Here is a 17,486-nt window from a genome sequence, read left to right on the forward strand (position 1 = left end):
CGGGGGGGGGGGGGGGGCGGGCGGGGGGGGGGGGGGGGGGGGGGGGGGGGGCGGGGCGGGGGGGGGGGGGGGGGGGGGGGCCCCCCCCCCCCCCCCCACCGCTGTTCCGAGCCACCCCTTCCCCGCGTCGACGTCAAGGAGGTCCGTCCCGGCCCGGTCGGCGCATTCCGTGTGCGTGGTCACGGCTTTGTGCGCCCGGCGCCGTCGAGCCCCCTCGAGCGCCGTCGAGCGCTGTCGAGCGCCGTCGAGCCCCATCGAGTCCCTTCACACGGGCGCCACCTCTCGCTCCCTCAACACCCCTTCCGTTTCCCCTTGTTGAGGACAAAGTCTGGACCGGCACAGCGCGCGTCCATACCCTGGGCGTCGTTCTCGCGCAGAAGTCTGCGTGGAGCGCGGCGGAACCCCCGCCACCGCACCGCCGGTACGTGTACGAACTCCACTCCGCGGACGCGGGCCGCCCCCGGCCCCGCCCACTCGCAGCGCCCCAGCAGGAGGACGAGTGCAGCCACACGAGTACCAGAGCGCCCGCCGCGGTCCACGCGGTCCACGCGGTCGACGCGGTCCACGGACCGTCATCGGTTCACTCCTCGCCGCCCTCATCGGCGGAGTTCTCGCGGCGCCCGCGGCCTCCGCGGAGACAAGGGCCCCCGCGGAACTGCCGCCGCAGGAACCCGGCGTCACCCTCCGTGTCTTCGACGTCCAGTCCCCGCTCAGCCGGCTCTGCGACCTGAAGCCCGCCCAGACCCCCAACGTCGACAAGCTGATTCCCACGGTCGACTGGTCCTCCACCGAGGGCTTCGGCTTCACCGACAACTTCATGTCGCAGATCATCGGCAATGTCACCGTTCCCGCCGACGGTGCCTACGCCTTCCGCCTGATCAGCGATGACGGCTCCCGTCTCTTCATCGGCGACCAGCGGGTCATCGACCACGACGGATTGCACGGCGCCGAACCCAAGGACGGCGAGATCACCCTCACCTCCGGCTACCACGCGCTCCGTATCGACCACTTCGACCGCGGCGGCGGCCAGCAGGTGACCCTCCAGTGGAAGCCGCCGGGCGCCACCGGCTTCACTCTCGTCCCCAACTCCGTGCTCAGTACAGACGCCGACGTGGTCCGGGTCACCGCCCCCGGCCGCAAGGAGTGCGAGGGCAGCTTGGACACCCCCGGCGACGGGCTCCCGCTGACCTCCGTCCACCCGGGCTACACCCTCACCGATCTGCGCCCCGACGGCTTCGAGCCGCAGGTCTCCGCCATGGACTGGCTGCCGGACGGCCGGCTCGCCGTGACCACCTGGGGCGGCAGCACCACCACCGAGGGAGAGGCCTATGTCCTCGACGGTGTCACGGGTGACACCGGACCGGAGAAGGTCACGTACAAGAAGATCGCCGAAGGGCTCAGAGAGCCGATGGGCATCAAGTACGTCGAGGGAAAGCTGTACGTGTCGGAGAAACACCAGCTCACCGAGTTGTCCGACACCGATGGCGACGATGTCACCGACACCACCCGCAAGGTCGCGGCCTGGCCGTACGGAGGCAACTTCCACGAGTTCGCCTTCGGACTGCTCTACAAGGACGGCGACTTCTATCTGAATCTCTCGGTCGCCATCAACAACGGGGGTGCGACGACGGATCCCCAGCCGGCCGCGAACCGCGGCACCACCGTCAAGGTGAACAGGCGGACCGGGGAGGTCAGTTATGTGGCGGGCGGTCTCCGCACCCCGAATGGGATCGGCTGGGGCCCGGAGGACGGTCTCTTCGTCACCGACAACCAGGGCGGCTGGCTCCCCGCCTCGAAGCTGGTCCAGGTGAAGCAGGACCGGTTCTTCAACCACTACACCAACCCGGACGGGCCGTTCGACGACCGTACGGTCACCAAACCGGTGCTCTGGCTGCCGCAGAACGAGATCGCGAACTCGCCGAGCACGCCCATGATGATCAAGGAGGGAACCTTCGCCGGCCAGATGCTCTTCGGTGATGTGACCTACGGCGGAATCCAGCGCGCCGATCTGGAGAAGGTGGACGGCGAGTACCAGGGCGCGGTGTTCCGCCACACACAGGGCCTGGAGGCCGGCATCAGCCGTATCAGCACGGGTCCGGACGGCGCGATCTACGCGGGCGGCCTCGGCGCGGACGGCAACTGGGGCCAGGAGGGGAAGCTGCGCTTCGGCCTCCAGAAGCTCGCCCCGAACGGCAGGAACGTCTTCGACATCAAGACCATGCGCGCCACCGCCGACGGCTTCGAACTCACCTACACGAAGCCCCTGTCGGAGGAGACCGCCGCCACGTTGACGAGCGACGGCTACTCCGTGCGGCAGTGGCGCTACGTCCCCACGCCGGCGTACGGCGGCCCCAAGGTGGACGAGGAGAGTCTGCCCGTCGCGGCCGCCGAGATCTCCGAGGACCGCCGTACGGTCCGGCTCGGCATCCCCGGGCTGAAGACCGACCGGGTGGTGCATGTGCGCTCGCCGCGCCCGTTCGCCTCGGCCGACGGCGAGCAGCTCTGGTCCACCGAGGCCTGGTACACCCTCAACGCGCTGCCCGGCCCCGAGGCGCCCGTGACCTCGTACGACGCCGAGTCCGCACGGCTCTCCGGCGGCGCGGACATCGACACCGAGCACGCCGGCTACACGGGCGGCGGCTTCGTCGACGGCTTCGGCACCCAGGGCGCCACCGCCACCTTCGAGGTCGAGGTCCCCGCCGACGGCACCTATGACGTGGGTCTGCGCTACGCCAACGGCCCCAACCCCTTCGCCGGCACCAAGACGATCGGCGCCGGTGTCAACGGCGGCCAGACGCGGCAGATCAGTCTCCCCGCCACCGGCGCCTGGAACCGCTGGTCCACCGGGACCGAGCGGTTCGACCTCCGCAAGGGCCGTAACACCGTCGTCTACAGCTACCGGCCCGGGGACACCGGCCATGTCAATCTCGACATGATCGAGGTACGGGCGCACGGCAGCCGTGTCGACCTGTTCTCCGGCGGCAGCATCTCCTCCGCCTGGCAGCACACCGACGGCCGCGACATCGAATGGCCGCGCACCGCCGACAACTCCGTCGAGGTGTGCTGTGGCGACATCCGTACCAAGCAGTCCTTCGGTGACTTCAGGCTGCACGCCGAGTTCCGGGTGCCCAAGCTGCCGCCGGACGTCACCGGCCAGGACCGCGGCAACAGCGGTGTCTACCTCCAGGAGCGGTACGAGATCCAGATCCTGGACTCGTTCGGCGTGGAGGAACTCGCGGCGAACGAGTCCGCGGCGATCTACGAGAAGAAGGCCGCGGACCTGAACGCCGGCACCGCGCCCGAGACCTGGCAGACGTACGACATCGTCTTCCGCGCGGCCCGTTTCGACGACGCGGGGAAGAAGACCGAGGACGCCAGGGTCACCGTGGTGTGGAACGGTACGAAGGTCCACGACGACGTGGCCGTGGACGGCCCGACCGGCAGCGGCGACGCCGAATCGGCCGCGACGGGCGCGATCCGGCTCCAGGACCACGGCAACAAGGTCCGTTTCAGGAATCTGTGGATCGAGCCGCTGGACTGACCGCCGCGCGGACCCCCGCGGGACTGCGACGCGTCCCCCGCCCGGAGACGGCCGGGGGACGCGTCACGCACCGGGAACGCGTCACGCACCGGGGAAGCGTCATCCGCCGGGAACTCTCCCGCCGACCAGGCCGGACCAGCGGATCAGGCCTGATCAACGCGTCAGACCGGTCACGCCGGATCACCGGAGCAGACCGGTCACGCCGGATCGACGCATCGGACCTGCCAGGCCGGATCAGGCCATCGCCCGCGCCAGTCGGCGGTTCACCTGGGAGGGCGACATCGCGTGCTCAGGCGCGACGCTGCTCGGCCAGGGCCATCACGTTCACGTCGTTGTCGACGAGCGCCCGCAGGCCCCGGCACCCCGACTCCGATCGAGCGCGGCGTCCGCAGGCCCGTGATCCGCGCGATGTCCGCACGTGTCGTCACAGCTCCGGAACTGCTGAGCGCCAGCACCTCGCCGGGCGAGTGGGCGGCGGAACCACTGTGATCCGACGGCACGGGCATGGCAGTCACCCCAGGGCCTCTCGTTTGGCACGGCTTCCGCTGCTCACAAAACGTTCCCTGTTCGCCGGTCGGCCCAAGTTCCCGTCGACTCCCCCTCGGAGAAAGCTTCTTGGACCCTTGACAGGTCAAAGGTCAGTCACGACTCTGCACGCAGACCGCTGACCGAGGAGCCGGCCGATGCTGACGATGCAAGGCGTGTCCAAGAGCTTCCTGGGCGTACGGGTACTCCACGATGTGGGGCTCGACCTCGAACCGGGTGAAGTCCATGCCCTGGTGGGCGAGAACGGCGCCGGCAAGTCCACCCTGATGAAGATCCTCGCGGGCGAGCACATCCCGGACACCGGCACCATCACGATCGACGGCACCGCGCACACCTTCACCCACCCGGCGCAGGCACAGGCCGCCGGCATCGGCATCATCCATCAGGAGTTCGCGCTCCTTCCCGACCGCACCGTCGCCGAGAACGTCTTCCTCGGCCGTGAACCGGTCCGCCGCGGACTCGTGGACCGCGGGGCCATGGAGCGCCGTACGGGTGAACTCCTCGCCGGGATCGACGAAACCGGCATCACGCCGCGTAATTTTGTCAGGGACCTGACAGTCGCACGCAGGCAGACCGTCGAGATAGCCAAGGCCCTCGCCTCGGACGTCCGGGTCCTCGTCATGGACGAACCCACCGCGCCCCTCGCCGACCACGAGAGCGAACTCCTCGCGGCGCTCGTACGCAGGCTCACCGCGCGCGGCCTCGGCATCCTCTACATCTCGCACCGCCTGCCGGAGGTCTTCGCCCTCGCGCGGCGCATCACCGTCCTCAAGGACGGCCGCCGCGTCACCACGGTGCGTACCGCCGACACCGACACCGACCAGGTGGTCAGAAGCATGGTCGGACGGGAGCTGACCTCCTACTACCCAGCGCGTGCCCGCCCGGAGGAGATCGGCGCGGAGCGGCTCACGGTCACCGGCGGCGGCAATGCCCGCGTCCATGACATCGACCTGACCCTGCGGGCGGGAGAGGTCGTCGGCGTCGCCGGACTCCAGGGATCCGGGCGGACGTCCCTGGCGCGCGCCCTGTTCGGCGCGACCCCCTTCACCACGGGCACCATGACCGTCGGCGGCAGGCCGCTGCGGCCCCGACGCCCGCGCCAGGCCATCCGGGCCGGTATCGCGCTGGTCACCGAGGACCGCAAGACGGAGGGCCTCGCGCTGCATCAGTCCGCGAGGGACAACGCGCTGCTCGTCCTGCGGGCCGTCCCCCCGCGCGGCGGACCGCCGACGGGCAGGGAGATCACGGCGCTCCTCGACCGCGTGCGCCTCCAGGCGCGGGGCCAGGACCAGCGGGCGCTGTACCTCTCGGGCGGCAACCAGCAGAAGGTCGTCATCGCCAAGTGGCTCGCGGCCCGGCCCCAGGTACTCCTGTTCGACGAGCCGACCCGTGGCGTCGATGTCGGCGCCAAGGCCGCCCTCCACACCCTCGTCCGTGAACTCGCCCGTGAAGGGCTCGCCGTACTGATCGTCTCCTCGGAACTGCCCGAGCTGATCGGCATGAGCGACCGGATCCTCGTGATGTCCGAGGGCCGTCTCGTGGGCGAGTTACCCGCCGGCGCGGAGGAGGAGAGCATCATGCGGCTCGCCACCGCAGGCCGCAGGGGCGGACCTGAGGACACCGCGTGACCGCGACCGGGCCCAGGCCGCTCGCCCCGCCCCGGGCCGCCGCCCGCACGCCCGGGTTCCGGCCCGGCGATCCCGTCACCGGTGTCTGGCTCGCGGCGCTGTCCGTCGTCGTCCTCGGCTGGATCGTCGTCGCCGCCCGCGGCGGGGACTTCCTCACCACCACCAATGTGGTCACGATCCTTCAGAACAGCGTCGCGCTCGGCCTCGTCGCCGTCGGCCAGTCCGCCGTCGTCCTCACCGGCTCCCTGGACCTGTCGGTCGCCTATCTCATCAGCCTCGGCACCCTCGTCGCCGCCGAGACCATGGCGAGCGGCGGCGTCGTGACGGCGGTGATCGCCGTCCTCGCCCTGTCCGCCGCGGTGGGGCTCGCCAACGGACTGGTCGTCACCGGCCTGAAGGTCAACGCGTTCATCGCGACGCTGGGCACCGCGTTCATCCTGCGCGGCTATATCGAGGACACCTACACCGGCCCCGCCGGGAAGGTACCGGCCTCCTTCCAGCACCTCGGCTACGACCGCGTCGGTCCGGTCCCCGTCTCGGTGTTCCTCCTGGCGGCGGTGGCCGGCGCGGTGTGGCTGATCACCCGCCGTACCCGCCTGGGCCATCACATGTACGCGACCGGCGGCGACGAGCACGCCGCCCGGCTCTCGGGCGTCCGCACCCGACGTACCGTCGTCGTCGCGCATGTCATCTGCTCGCTGTGCGTCGGCGCCGCCGCCCTCTTCCTCGCGGCGCGCCTCGGCGCGGGAGCGCCCTGGGCGGGTACGGAGGCCCGCTACGACCTCGAATCGATCGCCGCGGTGGTCCTCGGCGGCACGGCGCTGGCCGGCGGTCGCGGCGGAGTGGCGGGGACCCTCGGCGGTGTCCTCGTCCTCGCCGTTCTCGACAGCGTCTTCAACCAGCTCGCCGTCGACCCGTTCTTCAAGAACGTGCTCCGCGGTGTCGTCATCATCGCGGCCGTCGCCGTCTACGCCAGGCCCCGCCGTGCCGCGAAGGGAAGGCCGACCGCATGACCACGGCAACCGTCACCCGCCACGGCAGGCGCGTCGTACGGGCACTGGGCACCGGCACCCCCGTCTACGTACTCCTCGCCGTGCTGCTCGCCACGCTGGCCCTCACCGACCCGGGCTTCTACGAACCCGACCGCTTCCTCTCCTTCGTCAAACGCGCCGCGCCGCTCGTGATCCTCGCCGCCGGGCAGTATCTGGTCATCGTCTGCGGCGAGTTCGACCTCTCCGTCGGGGCGGTCGTCACCGCGGGCGTCGTGGTCGCCGCCGAGTTGTACGGCTCGTTCCCCGACGCACCCTGGCCCCTCGTCACCGCCCTGCTGCTCGTCGCGGGCGGTGTGGCAGGACTCGTCAACGGGCTGATCACCACCGCCCTGCGCGTGCCGTCGTTCATCACCACCCTCGGCATGATGCTGATCCTCGAAGGCGCGGTCTTCTTCTGGACCGGCGGCTCGCCGCAGGGGGCCCTGCCTGCCGCCTTCCGCCAGCTCGGGCGCGGTTCGGCGTTCGGCTGGCTGCCGTGGGCGGTGATCGTCTGCCTGGTCGTCGGTGCCGCCGCCGTGCTGCTGACGCGCTCGGACTTCGGCCGCACGCTCGTCGCCACCGGCGACAGCGAACGCGCAGCGGCCCTCGCCGGGGTGCGTGTCGCCCGGGTCCGGATCATCGCCTTCACACTCTCCGGGATCGCCGCGGCGACCGCCGCGGTCCTGGTCGGCGGCTTCTCGGGCGTCTCCGCCCAGGCGGGCAGGGGCTACGAGTTCGAGGCCATCACGGCCGTGGTCCTCGGCGGTGTGGTACTCGGCGGCGGGCGGGGCTCCATCGTCGCCGCCATGGCCGGCGCCTTCTCGTTGCAGGCGCTGTTCACCCTGCTCAACCTCCAGGGCGTCTCCGGCGCACTGGAGTCCACCGTCCAAGGATGCATCGTCATCGCCGCCGTCGGGCTGGGAGCAGCCGACTGGTCCCGGCCGCGCCGCCGACGTACGAACCCCTCGGAAGGACAACCCTGATGACAGCGTCCCGCCCCCCGCGCGGAAGGCCGCTCCGCCGCCGCGTCCTGACCTCGGCCGTCGCCCTGCTGGCGACAGCTCTCCTCGCGTCCTGTACGAGTGACACGCCCCCGGACTTACCGGACGCCCCCGGCGGCGCCTCCGCGACGGCGGACGGCCAGGACAGCGGCGAGCGGTCGGAGTTCTTCGAACAGGCGGAGTACGAACGCCAGTTGGCCCTCGCGAAGGAGAAGCCGCAGGGCCCCGCCGGCAGGCCGTGGGAACAGATGCTCAGCCCCGAGTTCACCGACACCACGCGGTACAGGAAGGAGCGGGCGGGCGGTGTCCATCTCTGCTTCTCCAACGCCGGTGTCTTCAACCCCTGGCGTCAGGTCGGCCTGAAGAACATGCGGGCGGAGGTCGGACTCCACCAGGAGATCACCGAGTTCACGGTCCTCGACGCACAGGGCAAGGACGACAAGCAGATCTCCGACATCCAGGAGCTCACCGGCAAGGGCTGCGACGCCCTGATCGTCTCCCCCAACACCACCGCCACCCTCACCCCCGCCGTCGAGCAGGCCTGCGCCGAGGTGCCGGTCATCGTCTTCGACCGCGGTGTGGAAACGGACTGCGCGGTCACCTTCATCAACCCGGTCGGAGGCTACGCGTACGGGGCGGTTGCCGCCGACTTCCTCGTCGAGAACGTCGAGCCCGGGGGAAAGATCCTCGCCCTGCGCATCTCGCCCGGTGTGGATGTCCTGGAGACCCGCTGGTCGGCCGCGGAGGTCGCCTTCGACAAGAGTGAACTCGACGTCGTCGATGTGAGGTTCACCGACGGGGACCCGGCCAGGACCAAGTCGGTCGTCACCGACGCGCTGACCCGGCACGGTGGCATCGACGGCGTGTGGATGGACTCCGGCGCGACCGCCGTGGCCGCGGTGGAGGCGTTCGAGGACGCGGGCCAGGACGTACCGCCCATCACCGGCGAGGACCAGCAGGACTTCCTCCAGGTGTGGAAGGACAAGAAGCTCACCGCGATCGCCCCGGCGTACCCGACCTTCCAGTGGCGCACCCCGGTCATAGCCGCCCTGAAGATCCTTCAGGGCCGGCAGGTCCCCAAGGAGTGGAAGCTCCCGCAGCCCTCGATCACCGAGGACAACCTCGACGAGTACCTCGAACCGGGCATGCCGCCCCTGCACTACGCGATGTGCGGCTGCGCCGATCTGCCCGGGTTTCCCGAGGGGTGGGGAGGCAGGGGATGACCCGGTTCCCGCTCGGCGCCAATCCGTGGATCTGGCAATCCCCCGTCGGGAGCGCCGCCCTCACCGAGGTGCTTCCGCGGCTGGCCGGCTGGGGTTTCGACTGCGTGGAACTGCCGTTGGAGCAGGCCGGGGACTGGGAGCCGGCGGCCACCGCCAAGCTGCTGGACGCGAACGGGCTCGCCCCGGCGGCCGTGATCGCGGTCATGCCGCCCGAACGGAATCTCGTACGGACCGACCCGGGCACCGTACGGGCCACCCAGGACTATCTGCTGCGGTGCGTGGACGCGGCCCGTGCGGTGGCGGCCCCCGTCGTCGCCGGCCCGGTCTACACGGCGGTCGGACGCACCTGGCGGATGACCGCCGCGGAACGGGCCGCCGCCTGGGCGGAGCTCAGGGAGAACCTCGCGCCCGTGGTCGGCCACGCGCGCGCCGCGGGGGTACGGATCGGGGTCGAGCCGCTCAACCGGTACGAGACCTCCCTGCTCAACACCGTCGGCGAGACCCTCACGGCCCTCGACGGCCTCGACGCCTCGGTCATCGGGGTCGCCCTCGACACGTACCACCAGAACATCGAGGAGCGCGGTCTGCCCGGGGCCGTCCACGAGGCCGGCTCCCGCGTCGTCCATGTCCAGGTGTGTGCCAACGACCGCGGCACTCCCGGCGCCGACCATCTCGACTGGGCCGGGTTTCTCACCGCGCTGGACGGGAGCGGCTACCGGGGTGCCCTGTGCATCGAGTCGTTCACCGCGCACAACGACGCGATCGCCGTCGCCGCGTCCGTCTGGCGCCCCCTCGCCCCCACGCAGGACGGGATCGCCACCGAGGGCCTCGCCTTCCTCCGCCGGGCCCTCCGCACCCTCTGATCGGTACCGCACCCGCACACCGAACCCCCCTCCAGAGAGGACCGGTCATGAGCCGTCATGCTCGCGGCATGAGAAGGGCGGTCGTCGCCTCGGCGAGCGCGTTACTGCTCGGACTCGCCACCCTTCCCGCCGGCGCCGCCGGCGCCCCCGCCGACAGCGACGAACCCGCCTTCCGCGCCCTGCTCTTCACCCGCGCCGTGGGTTACGTCCACGGTTCCATCCCCGCGGGGATCGAGATGTTCGAGGAAGAGGCCGCCGAGAACGGTTTCGAGATCGTCCAGAGTGCCGACCCGGCCGTCTTCGACGACGAGAAGCTCAAGGACTTCGACGCCGTCGTCATGCTCCAGAACTCCGGCATGGTCTGGGACACCGACGCACAACGCGACGCGATGGAGAACTTCGTCCGCGGCGGGAAAGGCGTCGTGGCCATCCACAACACCCTCGACATGGGCATCGAGGACCAGTTCCCGTGGTGGGACGAGACCATCAACGGCGGCGTACACATGCCGGCCCACTCACCCGGAGTGCTCCAGGGAACGGCCAAGGTCGCCGACCGCGTCCACCCCTCCACCAAGGGCCTGCCCGAACGCTGGGAGCGTCCGGAGGAGTGGTACAACTTCGACCGCAGTCCCCGCGGCGACGTGCACGTCCTGGTCACCGCGGACGAGACGACGTACGACCCCGGCGGCTCCGCGATGGGCGCCGACCACCCCATCTCCTGGTGCCGCGACACCCAGGGCGGCAAGGTCTGGGCCACCGCGATGGGACACGACACCCCGGCCTACGGCGAAGCCTTCTTCCGGGACCATGTCATCGGCGGACTGAAGTGGGCCGCGGGCGACGAGGCGGGCGACTGCGGCGGCACCGTCTGGAGCGGCTACGAGAAGGTCACCCTCGACGACAACACCGCCGACCCGATGGAACTCGACGTCGCCGAGGACGGCCGTGTCTTCTACGTGCAGCGCGACGGCCACGTGAAGGTCTTCGACCCCGAGGCCCACTCCACCGCGACCGCCGGCACGCTCGACGTCTACACCGGCGGCGAGGACGGCCTGATCGGCATGGAACTCGACCCGGACTTCGCCAGGAACGGCTGGATCTACCTGTACCACTCCCCCGCCGGAGCCACGAAGGACATCAACCGTCTCTCCCGCTTCACCATCAGGGGCGGCACACTCGACCCGGCCAGCGAGAAGAAGCTGCTCGACATCCCCGCCTACCGGGACCGCACCTTCCCCGAACCCGGACACACCGGCGGCGCCGTCGAGTTCGGCCCGGACGGCACCCTCTACCTCGGTGTCGGCGACGACGTGCCGCCCAACCTCGACCCCGACTGGCAGGGTTACGCGCCGATCGACTGGCGTGCGGGCAAGGAGATGCTCGACGCCGCACGCACGGCCGGCAACACCAACGACCTGCGCGGCAAGATCCTGCGCATCAAGCCCACCAGGAGCGGCGGCTACACCATCCCCCGGGGCAACCTCTTCAAGCCGGGCACCAAGAAGACCCGCCCCGAGATCTACGCGATGGGCTTCCGCAATCCGTTCCGCTTCACCGTCGACGCGAAGACCGGATACGTCCATGTGTCCGACTACGGCCCCGACCGGGGAGCCCCCGCCACCGACAGGGGGCCGGAGGGCCTCGTCGAGTACAACGTCATCAAGAAGCCGGGCAACTTCGGCTGGCCGTTCTGCCACGGCGACAACCAGGCGTACGCCCCGTACAACCCGGACACCGGGGAAGTCGGCGCCAAGTTCGACTGCGCGAACCCGGCGAACCCCTCGCCCAACAACACCGGCCTCACCGAGCTGCCGGACCTGACGCGGCCGGATCTCTGGTACGGCTACGGCACCTCCGAGGAGTTCCCCGAGATGGGCTCCGGCGGCTCCGCCCCCATGAGCGGCCCGGTCTACCACTACGACGACGAGAACCCCTCCACGACGAAGTTCCCCGCCTACTTCGAGGGAGCGAGCTTCTTCTACGAGTGGTCGCGCAACTACGTCAAGGAGATCCGCTTCGACACCGACGAGAAACTTCTCAAGATCAACGACTTTCTGTCCTCGGTGACGTTCAACAAGCCGATGGACATGACCTTCGGCCCCGACGGCTCGCTGTACGTCCTCGAATGGGGCAGCTCCTTCGGCGGTGGCAACAACGACTCGGGCCTGTACCGCGTCGACTACGTCCAGGGGCAGCGCAGCCCGGTCGCCAGGGCCACGGCCTCCGCCACGAACGGGCCCCTGCCGCTCGACGTCGACTTCTCCGGCGAGGGCAGCACGGACCCCGACGGCGACGCGCTGACCTACGCGTGGGACTTCGACGGCGACGGCACCTACGACTCCGGCGAGACGGCCCCCGCCCACACGTACACCACCGCGGGGGACTTCACCGCCCAGCTCAAGGTCACCGACTCCACCGGCAGGTCGGGCTACGCCAACATCCCGGTCACCGCGGGCAACACCGCGCCGGAGGTGACCATCGACTTCCCGGTCGACGGCAAGCTGATCACGTTCGGGGACAGCGTTCCCTACAAGGTCACGGTCACCGACCCGGAGGACGGGCCGGTCGACTGCTCCGAGGTCACCGTCAACCCGGCCCTCGGACACGACGACCACGAGCACCCGACCACCGACCTCCCGGGGTGCGAGGGCACCGTCGACACCGGTGATCTGGGCGGCCACCCCGAAGGCGCGGACCTCACCTACGTACTCAACGCCACGTACACGGACGCGGGAGCCGCGGGAGCCTCCGCCCTCACCGGCTACGGCCGCGCCGTCCTGCAACCCCGGCACAAGCAGGCCGAGTACTACGACGCGCAGTCCGGCACCCGGGTGGTCTCACAGGCCGGCGCCGAGAACGGCATGCGCGTCGGCGACGTCAGCGACGGCGACTGGATCGCCTTCGATCCGATGAGCGTCGAAGGCATCGCCGGCATCAGCTACACGCTGTCGTCCCCGTACGGCGTCGGCGCGATCGAACTCCGGGCGGACGCTCCCGACGGCACGCTCCTCGCCACCACCCCGGTCCCCCACACCGGCGGCTGGGACACCTACCACCCCACCCCGCCCGTCCCGGTCCAGCCCCTCCCCGGCACCCACCGGCTGTACCTGGTCTTCACCTCCCCGCAGGACAACTCGTTCGACGTGGACGCGATCGAGTTCACCAGCCCCTGACCCCCACCGCCGAACCCGCCTGTGCCGCGCGCCCGCACCCCCGTCGGACGCGCGGCACACCCCCACACGAACGGGCAGTGGTGACCGCCGGGAATCACGGGACAGCCTCTCCGACACCATCCATCGCTTCATCACCCCGAGCCGCTACACCGTAGGAGGGTCGAGCCGCCCCGTCGGCTCAAAGCTTGGTTCACCCTCGACGACAGGGAGGAACAGATCACCCTGAAGCGCCTTCCACAGGAAGTCCGTAAAAGAAAGATCGAAAAAAGCCCACTCACCCATATCGACCGCCACTCCCCAAGAACCCCTCTCAGTACGAGGCGGCACAAGGAAGAGCGCGTTTCCGGAAATTGACCTTCCTACCGCAACCAACCCACCGACGGCCGGATGCAGTGGATATTGAAATTCCTCAGGATTGTCCTGCGAGAGTGCAGCATGAGCAAGGGCCGCCTGATCCCACAATTCAGCCAGCCGCAGCCCGGCACCGCCGGCCTCACCTTTCGGATGGTAAAGATAGAGCTGCTCATTAATACACCCCGGGCCATATGCCGAAATGAATTCCTTATAATCTCCCGGGAAATCGATTCCAGCATCTCGCCCAGTCGCCCCCCAATCCCCCTCGACTTCGCGGTTGCACTGCGGCGGTCCAAGCAAATCACGGAATTGAGAGAGTTCCACCGGATGACCTTTCTAAACACGAGTACCCGTATGTGCGCGACAGCTCCCGTAGCACGGCGGTCCTCGGCGTCAGGACCGAAACGCGTCATGGGAGCGTAGTAGAAAGCAGGATCACGGGAGGAAAAGTCCCGAAAACATGAAACTCCGGTGTGCTTCACGTTGGTCTTCGCGCGCCCCATCAGCTTCGTACCCTTACCGTTCAGTCGCTCCGCATGGCGTCCGCGCCCCGACGGCCAGACGCAGGGGCGGCTCCTCCATCGCCGCGACCGCCATGACCGCGTCTGCCACGTTCTCGGCGTCGCCGAACGCCGATGGGGGCAGCGCGGAGAAGTCCGTGAGGAACTTACCGACGGTCGGTGCGTTCGTGTCGTGCGGGGCGACGACATGGAGGCCGGTGGCGAACTCGGTGGCGAAGACCCCAGGTTCGACGATAGTGACCTTCACACCCGTGGGCTGTCCTGCGGGACCGTGGTGGCCTGCCCCCGCGGGGCCTGGTCCGCCAGCTCGGCGAGTCGGTCGCGGCGGCGGCCGATGGCGATCACGTGGGCGCCCCCGGCGAGCGCGCGTTCGGCGACCAGGCGGCCGAAGCCCGAGGTCGCGCCGGTGATGAGCCAGGTTGAGGTCATGTCGGAATCCTTCAACGGAGGGCCGTGCCATGTACCCGGCGACAGGGGATGCGAGAGCGCGGGGTGGCGTCCCGCGAGGGCACACGGGGCGGCGGCGCGCGGCGATGGATCCGGAGCGGCTCGGTCTGCGCGACATGACACCGCGACGGGTCCCCGGGCTGCGCCGGGAGGAACTCGCGGCGCCGGCCGGCGTCCGTATGGACCACTACACACGCCTGGAGCAGGACAGACCCGTCACGCCCTCGGATTCCGTAGCGGTCCGGGCTGGACGGACATCGCGGATTTGCTGGTCCCGGCGCCAAGGTCACGCCGAGCGGTCCCGCGATCGAGCCGCCGGACGGCTGGGAGCTGTCCGCCTTCGTGAGGCGGACGTTCCGGAGATGCTCGCTCCGGCCGGACGCCAAGCCGGGACCGTTCCTGCCACGAAGGATCGAGATGGGTACCTACCTGGGTATCCGCCGCGGCAGCCGTCCGGTGGCGACGGCCGGTGAGCGACTGCGCATTCCGGGTCGGGCGGCCGGGCCTTCGGCCATGGCTCCCGCGTCGGACGAGGCCGTCTCCGGGCCAACGACCACTGCTCGTCCGTCAAGTCGCCCGGGTACAGCCTGCGTTCACTCCACCGCCGGTCCGACAGACCATCGCCTGCGGACCAGCGGATTCCGCCCGCATCCACACCGCACATGACGTGCACGCACAAAACGGGCGGCGGGTGAGTCACCGTGGCCATGCCATGCCATGCCGTGCCGTGCCTCAGACAACAGGGTCCAACTGTTGCTCCGCCCAAATGATCTTCCCCTGTGCCGTGTGCCGGCTTCCCCAGCGGGACGACAACTGCGCGACGAGGAAGAGTCCGCGGCCGCCCTCGTCGAAGGTGCGGGCCCGCCGCAGATGAGGAGCGGCGTCGCTCCCGTCGACGACTTCGCAGATCAGGGAGCGATCCTTGATGAGCCGCAGATGGATGGGGGGACGTCCGTGACGTATGGCGTTGGTGACCAGCTCACTGACGATGAGCTCGGTGGCGAACGACCTGTCGTCAAGGCCCCAGGCGCTGAGCCGCTCGCTCGCCCGGTCCCGTGCCGCCGCGACCGCGGAGGGGCTCGCCGGCACCTCCCAGTGCGCGACGTCGGCGCTGTCCAAGGCGCGCGGGCGTGCCACGAGAAGGGCGGCATCGTCGTGTGCGCTCTCGGGTAGTACGGCCGTCAGGATCTTGTCGCGGACGGCCGTGATCGAGGAAGTGGCGGCGGAGAGGCATTCCTGGAGTCTGGCGATTCCCTCTCCGAGATCCCGGTCGCGGGACTTCACCACTCCGTCGGTGAAGAACACGAGCAGGGATTCCTCGGGGAGGACCACCTCGACCGATTCGAAGGGCAGACCTCCCAGGCCCAGGGGCGGCCCCTCCGGAAGGTCCAGAAGACGACTGGTCCCGTCCGGCAGCACCAGCAGGGGTTCCACGTGCGCGGCCCGAGCGAGACGGCATCGACGGGAAGTGGGGTCGTAGACCGCGTAGAGGACCGAGGCCCCCACTTCCGGATCGGGGGAACCGGTCTCCGTCTCCTGGTCCATCCGGTTCACGATGTCGTCGAGGCCGGTGAGCAGTTCCTCCGGCTGAAGGTCGATGTCGGCGAGGGCACGGACGACCGAACGCAGCCGTCCCATGGTGGCGGCCGCCCGCACCCCGTGCCCCACGACATCGCCCATGACCAGCGCCACCCGGGCGCCGGACAGGGGGATCACGTCGAACCAGTCTCCGCCCACCCCCGCGGCAAGGTCGGCGGGACGGTAGCCGTAAGCGGCGTCGACCGCGTTCTGGGCGGGCGGTTCACGGGGAAGGAGGCTCTGCTGAAGTGCCAGGGCCGTGTTGTGTTCACGCTCGTAGTTGCGCGCGTTGTCGATGCACATGGCTGTGGTGTCGGCGAGTTCCTCGACGAGCAGCAGGTCCTCGGCGTCGAACGGCACCTCACGGCGCAGGAACGTGACGACACCGAGTGTGGTGCCCCGGGCGGTCAGGGGAGCGCAGACAGCCCCTCCGCGCCCGTCGGGCGCGAGATCGGATCGCAACTCCGGCCAGACGGCCGCCTCGTGCGGCAGGTCCACCCGTACGGCTCTCCGCTCCGACAGGGCCCTGCCCAGCAGGGAGCGGCGGTCTACGACATGCCACGTGCTCATGGTCTGTTCATCCGCGAGGTGGCCCGCCCGGATCTGCCCGGAGGCATCGCCGCTCATCGCGACGAGGCGTACCGCCGGCCGGCCGCGGGAGACCGAGCGGTCGGTCCCCAGCGCCTCGGGCAGCAGATGCACCATCGCGATATCGGCGAGATCGGGCACCGACAGACCGGTCAGCTCACGGGCCGTCCTGCCGACATCGAGGGAGAGACCTATGTTCCGGCGAGCCTCGTCGAGGAGGGTGAGCCGCTGGCGGGCCCAGAACTCGGCCGAGTTGTCCCGCGCCATGGAGCAAACAGCCACCACGGTGCCGTAGAGGTCCCGGACGGGGTCTATATGGAGCACCCACTCGTGCGGCCGGTTCTCTCCCGGCACCTTTTCGTACGTGTGGATCGACCGCGCCACTCCGCTATCGCGGGCCTGGCGCACTTTCTCCTCCACCGCGTAGTGCTGATCGTCGGGCGTGAGGATCTCCGTGATGCGTCGACCGCGCATCTGGCCGACGTCCATGTCGAACAGCTGACAGGTCCGGTCATTGGCCCACAGAACGCGTAGTTCGCGGGACCAGACGACGATGGCGGCGGACGACTGCGTCCACGCGCGTGCCAGCAGACCGATGCCGGAGTCCACCATGAGCCCCGGCGGCCGGCTGATGAGCCAGAGCGTGAGCCTTCCCTCCGTGAGCATCGGCTGCAACACCATGTCCACCGGGACAGTGCCTCCCGCCTTGTGACGGAGAACTGACCGGTCGATCCATCGGCGAGCGTCGAGCCCCTTCGCCATGGCGTGGCGCCGGCTCTCCTCGACGAGGTCCAGTACCGACCGGCCGATCACCTCGTCCCCGCGGTAGCCGAGGAGGGCGCCGGCTTCGGGGCTCCAGCCGTCCACATGGCCATGGGCGTCGACGGATATCGCCGCGACTCGGTTCGCGGCCGGATCCCCGTCTGCCCCTCCCGATTCCGCAGCTGTGTGCATGTCCGGACCATTCTGTCCACGGAGGTGGTGCCGGCGCC

The 17,486-nt window shown here is 69.9% G+C and carries 11 protein-coding genes; 7 read left to right on the plus strand and 4 right to left on the minus strand.

What is annotated here, in order from left to right:
* Positions 1–499: 499 nt before the first annotated feature.
* The 7 genes from ACFYYH_RS15645 (at position 500) to ACFYYH_RS15675 (ending at position 13,006) form a co-directional block, all read left to right on the plus strand.
* Positions 500–3,541 (plus strand): family 16 glycoside hydrolase, encoded by a 3,042-nt coding sequence (locus ACFYYH_RS15645; protein WP_388550863.1) that lies wholly within the window; start codon positions 500–502, stop codon positions 3,539–3,541.
* Positions 3,542–4,224: 683 nt separating this feature from the next.
* Positions 4,225–5,715, plus strand: coding sequence for a sugar ABC transporter ATP-binding protein (locus ACFYYH_RS15650; RefSeq protein WP_388550866.1), 1,491 nt, complete (start codon positions 4,225–4,227; stop codon positions 5,713–5,715).
* Positions 5,712–6,728: an ABC transporter permease gene (locus ACFYYH_RS15655; RefSeq protein WP_388550868.1), complete on the plus strand. Its 1,017-nt coding sequence runs from the start codon at positions 5,712–5,714 to the stop codon at positions 6,726–6,728. The genes ACFYYH_RS15650 and ACFYYH_RS15655 overlap by 4 nt, the downstream gene beginning before the upstream one ends.
* On the plus strand, positions 6,725–7,729 hold the full coding sequence (locus ACFYYH_RS15660; protein WP_388550871.1) for an ABC transporter permease: 1,005 nt from the start codon (positions 6,725–6,727) through the stop codon (positions 7,727–7,729). Before ACFYYH_RS15655 ends, ACFYYH_RS15660 begins: the two co-directional genes overlap by 4 nt.
* Positions 7,729–8,970 (plus strand): ABC transporter substrate-binding protein, encoded by a 1,242-nt coding sequence (locus ACFYYH_RS15665; RefSeq protein ID WP_388550874.1) that lies wholly within the window; start codon positions 7,729–7,731, stop codon positions 8,968–8,970. Before ACFYYH_RS15660 ends, ACFYYH_RS15665 begins: the two co-directional genes overlap by 1 nt.
* A complete protein-coding gene (locus ACFYYH_RS15670) occupies positions 8,967–9,833 on the plus strand; it encodes a sugar phosphate isomerase/epimerase family protein (protein WP_388550877.1) in 867 nt (288 codons plus the stop codon). Before ACFYYH_RS15665 ends, ACFYYH_RS15670 begins: the two co-directional genes overlap by 4 nt.
* Before the next feature lie 47 nt (positions 9,834–9,880).
* A complete protein-coding gene (locus ACFYYH_RS15675; protein WP_388550880.1) occupies positions 9,881–13,006 on the plus strand; it encodes a ThuA domain-containing protein in 3,126 nt (1,041 codons plus the stop codon).
* Positions 13,007–13,150: 144 nt separating this feature from the next.
* On the opposite strand, the gene ACFYYH_RS15680 is transcribed toward ACFYYH_RS15675, so the two are convergent.
* The 4 genes from ACFYYH_RS15680 to ACFYYH_RS15695 all read right to left on the minus strand — a co-directional run bounded on the left by ACFYYH_RS15680 (position 13,151) and on the right by ACFYYH_RS15695 (position 17,448).
* Positions 13,151–13,684, minus strand: coding sequence for an SMI1/KNR4 family protein (locus ACFYYH_RS15680; protein ID WP_388550883.1), 534 nt, complete (start codon positions 13,682–13,684; stop codon positions 13,151–13,153).
* 192 nt (positions 13,685–13,876) lie between these two features.
* Complete coding sequence (locus ACFYYH_RS15685; RefSeq protein ID WP_388550885.1) at positions 13,877–14,128, minus strand: hypothetical protein; 252 nt, start codon at positions 14,126–14,128, stop codon at positions 13,877–13,879.
* On the minus strand, positions 14,125–14,310 hold the full coding sequence (locus ACFYYH_RS15690; protein ID WP_388550888.1) for an SDR family NAD(P)-dependent oxidoreductase: 186 nt from the start codon (positions 14,308–14,310) through the stop codon (positions 14,125–14,127). The genes ACFYYH_RS15685 and ACFYYH_RS15690 overlap by 4 nt, the downstream gene beginning before the upstream one ends.
* Before the next feature lie 750 nt (positions 14,311–15,060).
* On the minus strand, positions 15,061–17,448 hold the full coding sequence (locus ACFYYH_RS15695; RefSeq protein ID WP_388550891.1) for a SpoIIE family protein phosphatase: 2,388 nt from the start codon (positions 17,446–17,448) through the stop codon (positions 15,061–15,063).
* Positions 17,449–17,486 lie beyond the last annotated feature (38 nt).

This window comes from Streptomyces sp. NPDC002018 (assembly GCF_042890865.1).
In the GTDB taxonomy this organism is placed as follows: domain Bacteria; phylum Actinomycetota; class Actinomycetes; order Streptomycetales; family Streptomycetaceae; genus Streptomyces.

Bases quoted from the DNA above. Each gene is read 5' to 3' on its own strand.
- ACFYYH_RS15695 (WP_388550891.1), bottom strand. From the start codon at position 17,448: ATGCACACAGCTGCGGAATCGGGAGGGGCAGACGGGGATCCGGCCGCG.
- ACFYYH_RS15665 (WP_388550874.1), top strand. From the start codon at position 7,729: ATGACAGCGTCCCGCCCCCCGCGCGGAAGGCCGCTCCGCCGCCGCGTC.
- ACFYYH_RS15650 (WP_388550866.1), top strand. From the start codon at position 4,225: ATGCTGACGATGCAAGGCGTGTCCAAGAGCTTCCTGGGCGTACGGGTA.
- ACFYYH_RS15660 (WP_388550871.1), top strand. From the start codon at position 6,725: ATGACCACGGCAACCGTCACCCGCCACGGCAGGCGCGTCGTACGGGCA.
- ACFYYH_RS15690 (WP_388550888.1), bottom strand. From the start codon at position 14,310: ATGACCTCAACCTGGCTCATCACCGGCGCGACCTCGGGCTTCGGCCGC.
- ACFYYH_RS15675 (WP_388550880.1), top strand. From the start codon at position 9,881: ATGAGCCGTCATGCTCGCGGCATGAGAAGGGCGGTCGTCGCCTCGGCG.
- ACFYYH_RS15670 (WP_388550877.1), top strand. From the start codon at position 8,967: ATGACCCGGTTCCCGCTCGGCGCCAATCCGTGGATCTGGCAATCCCCC.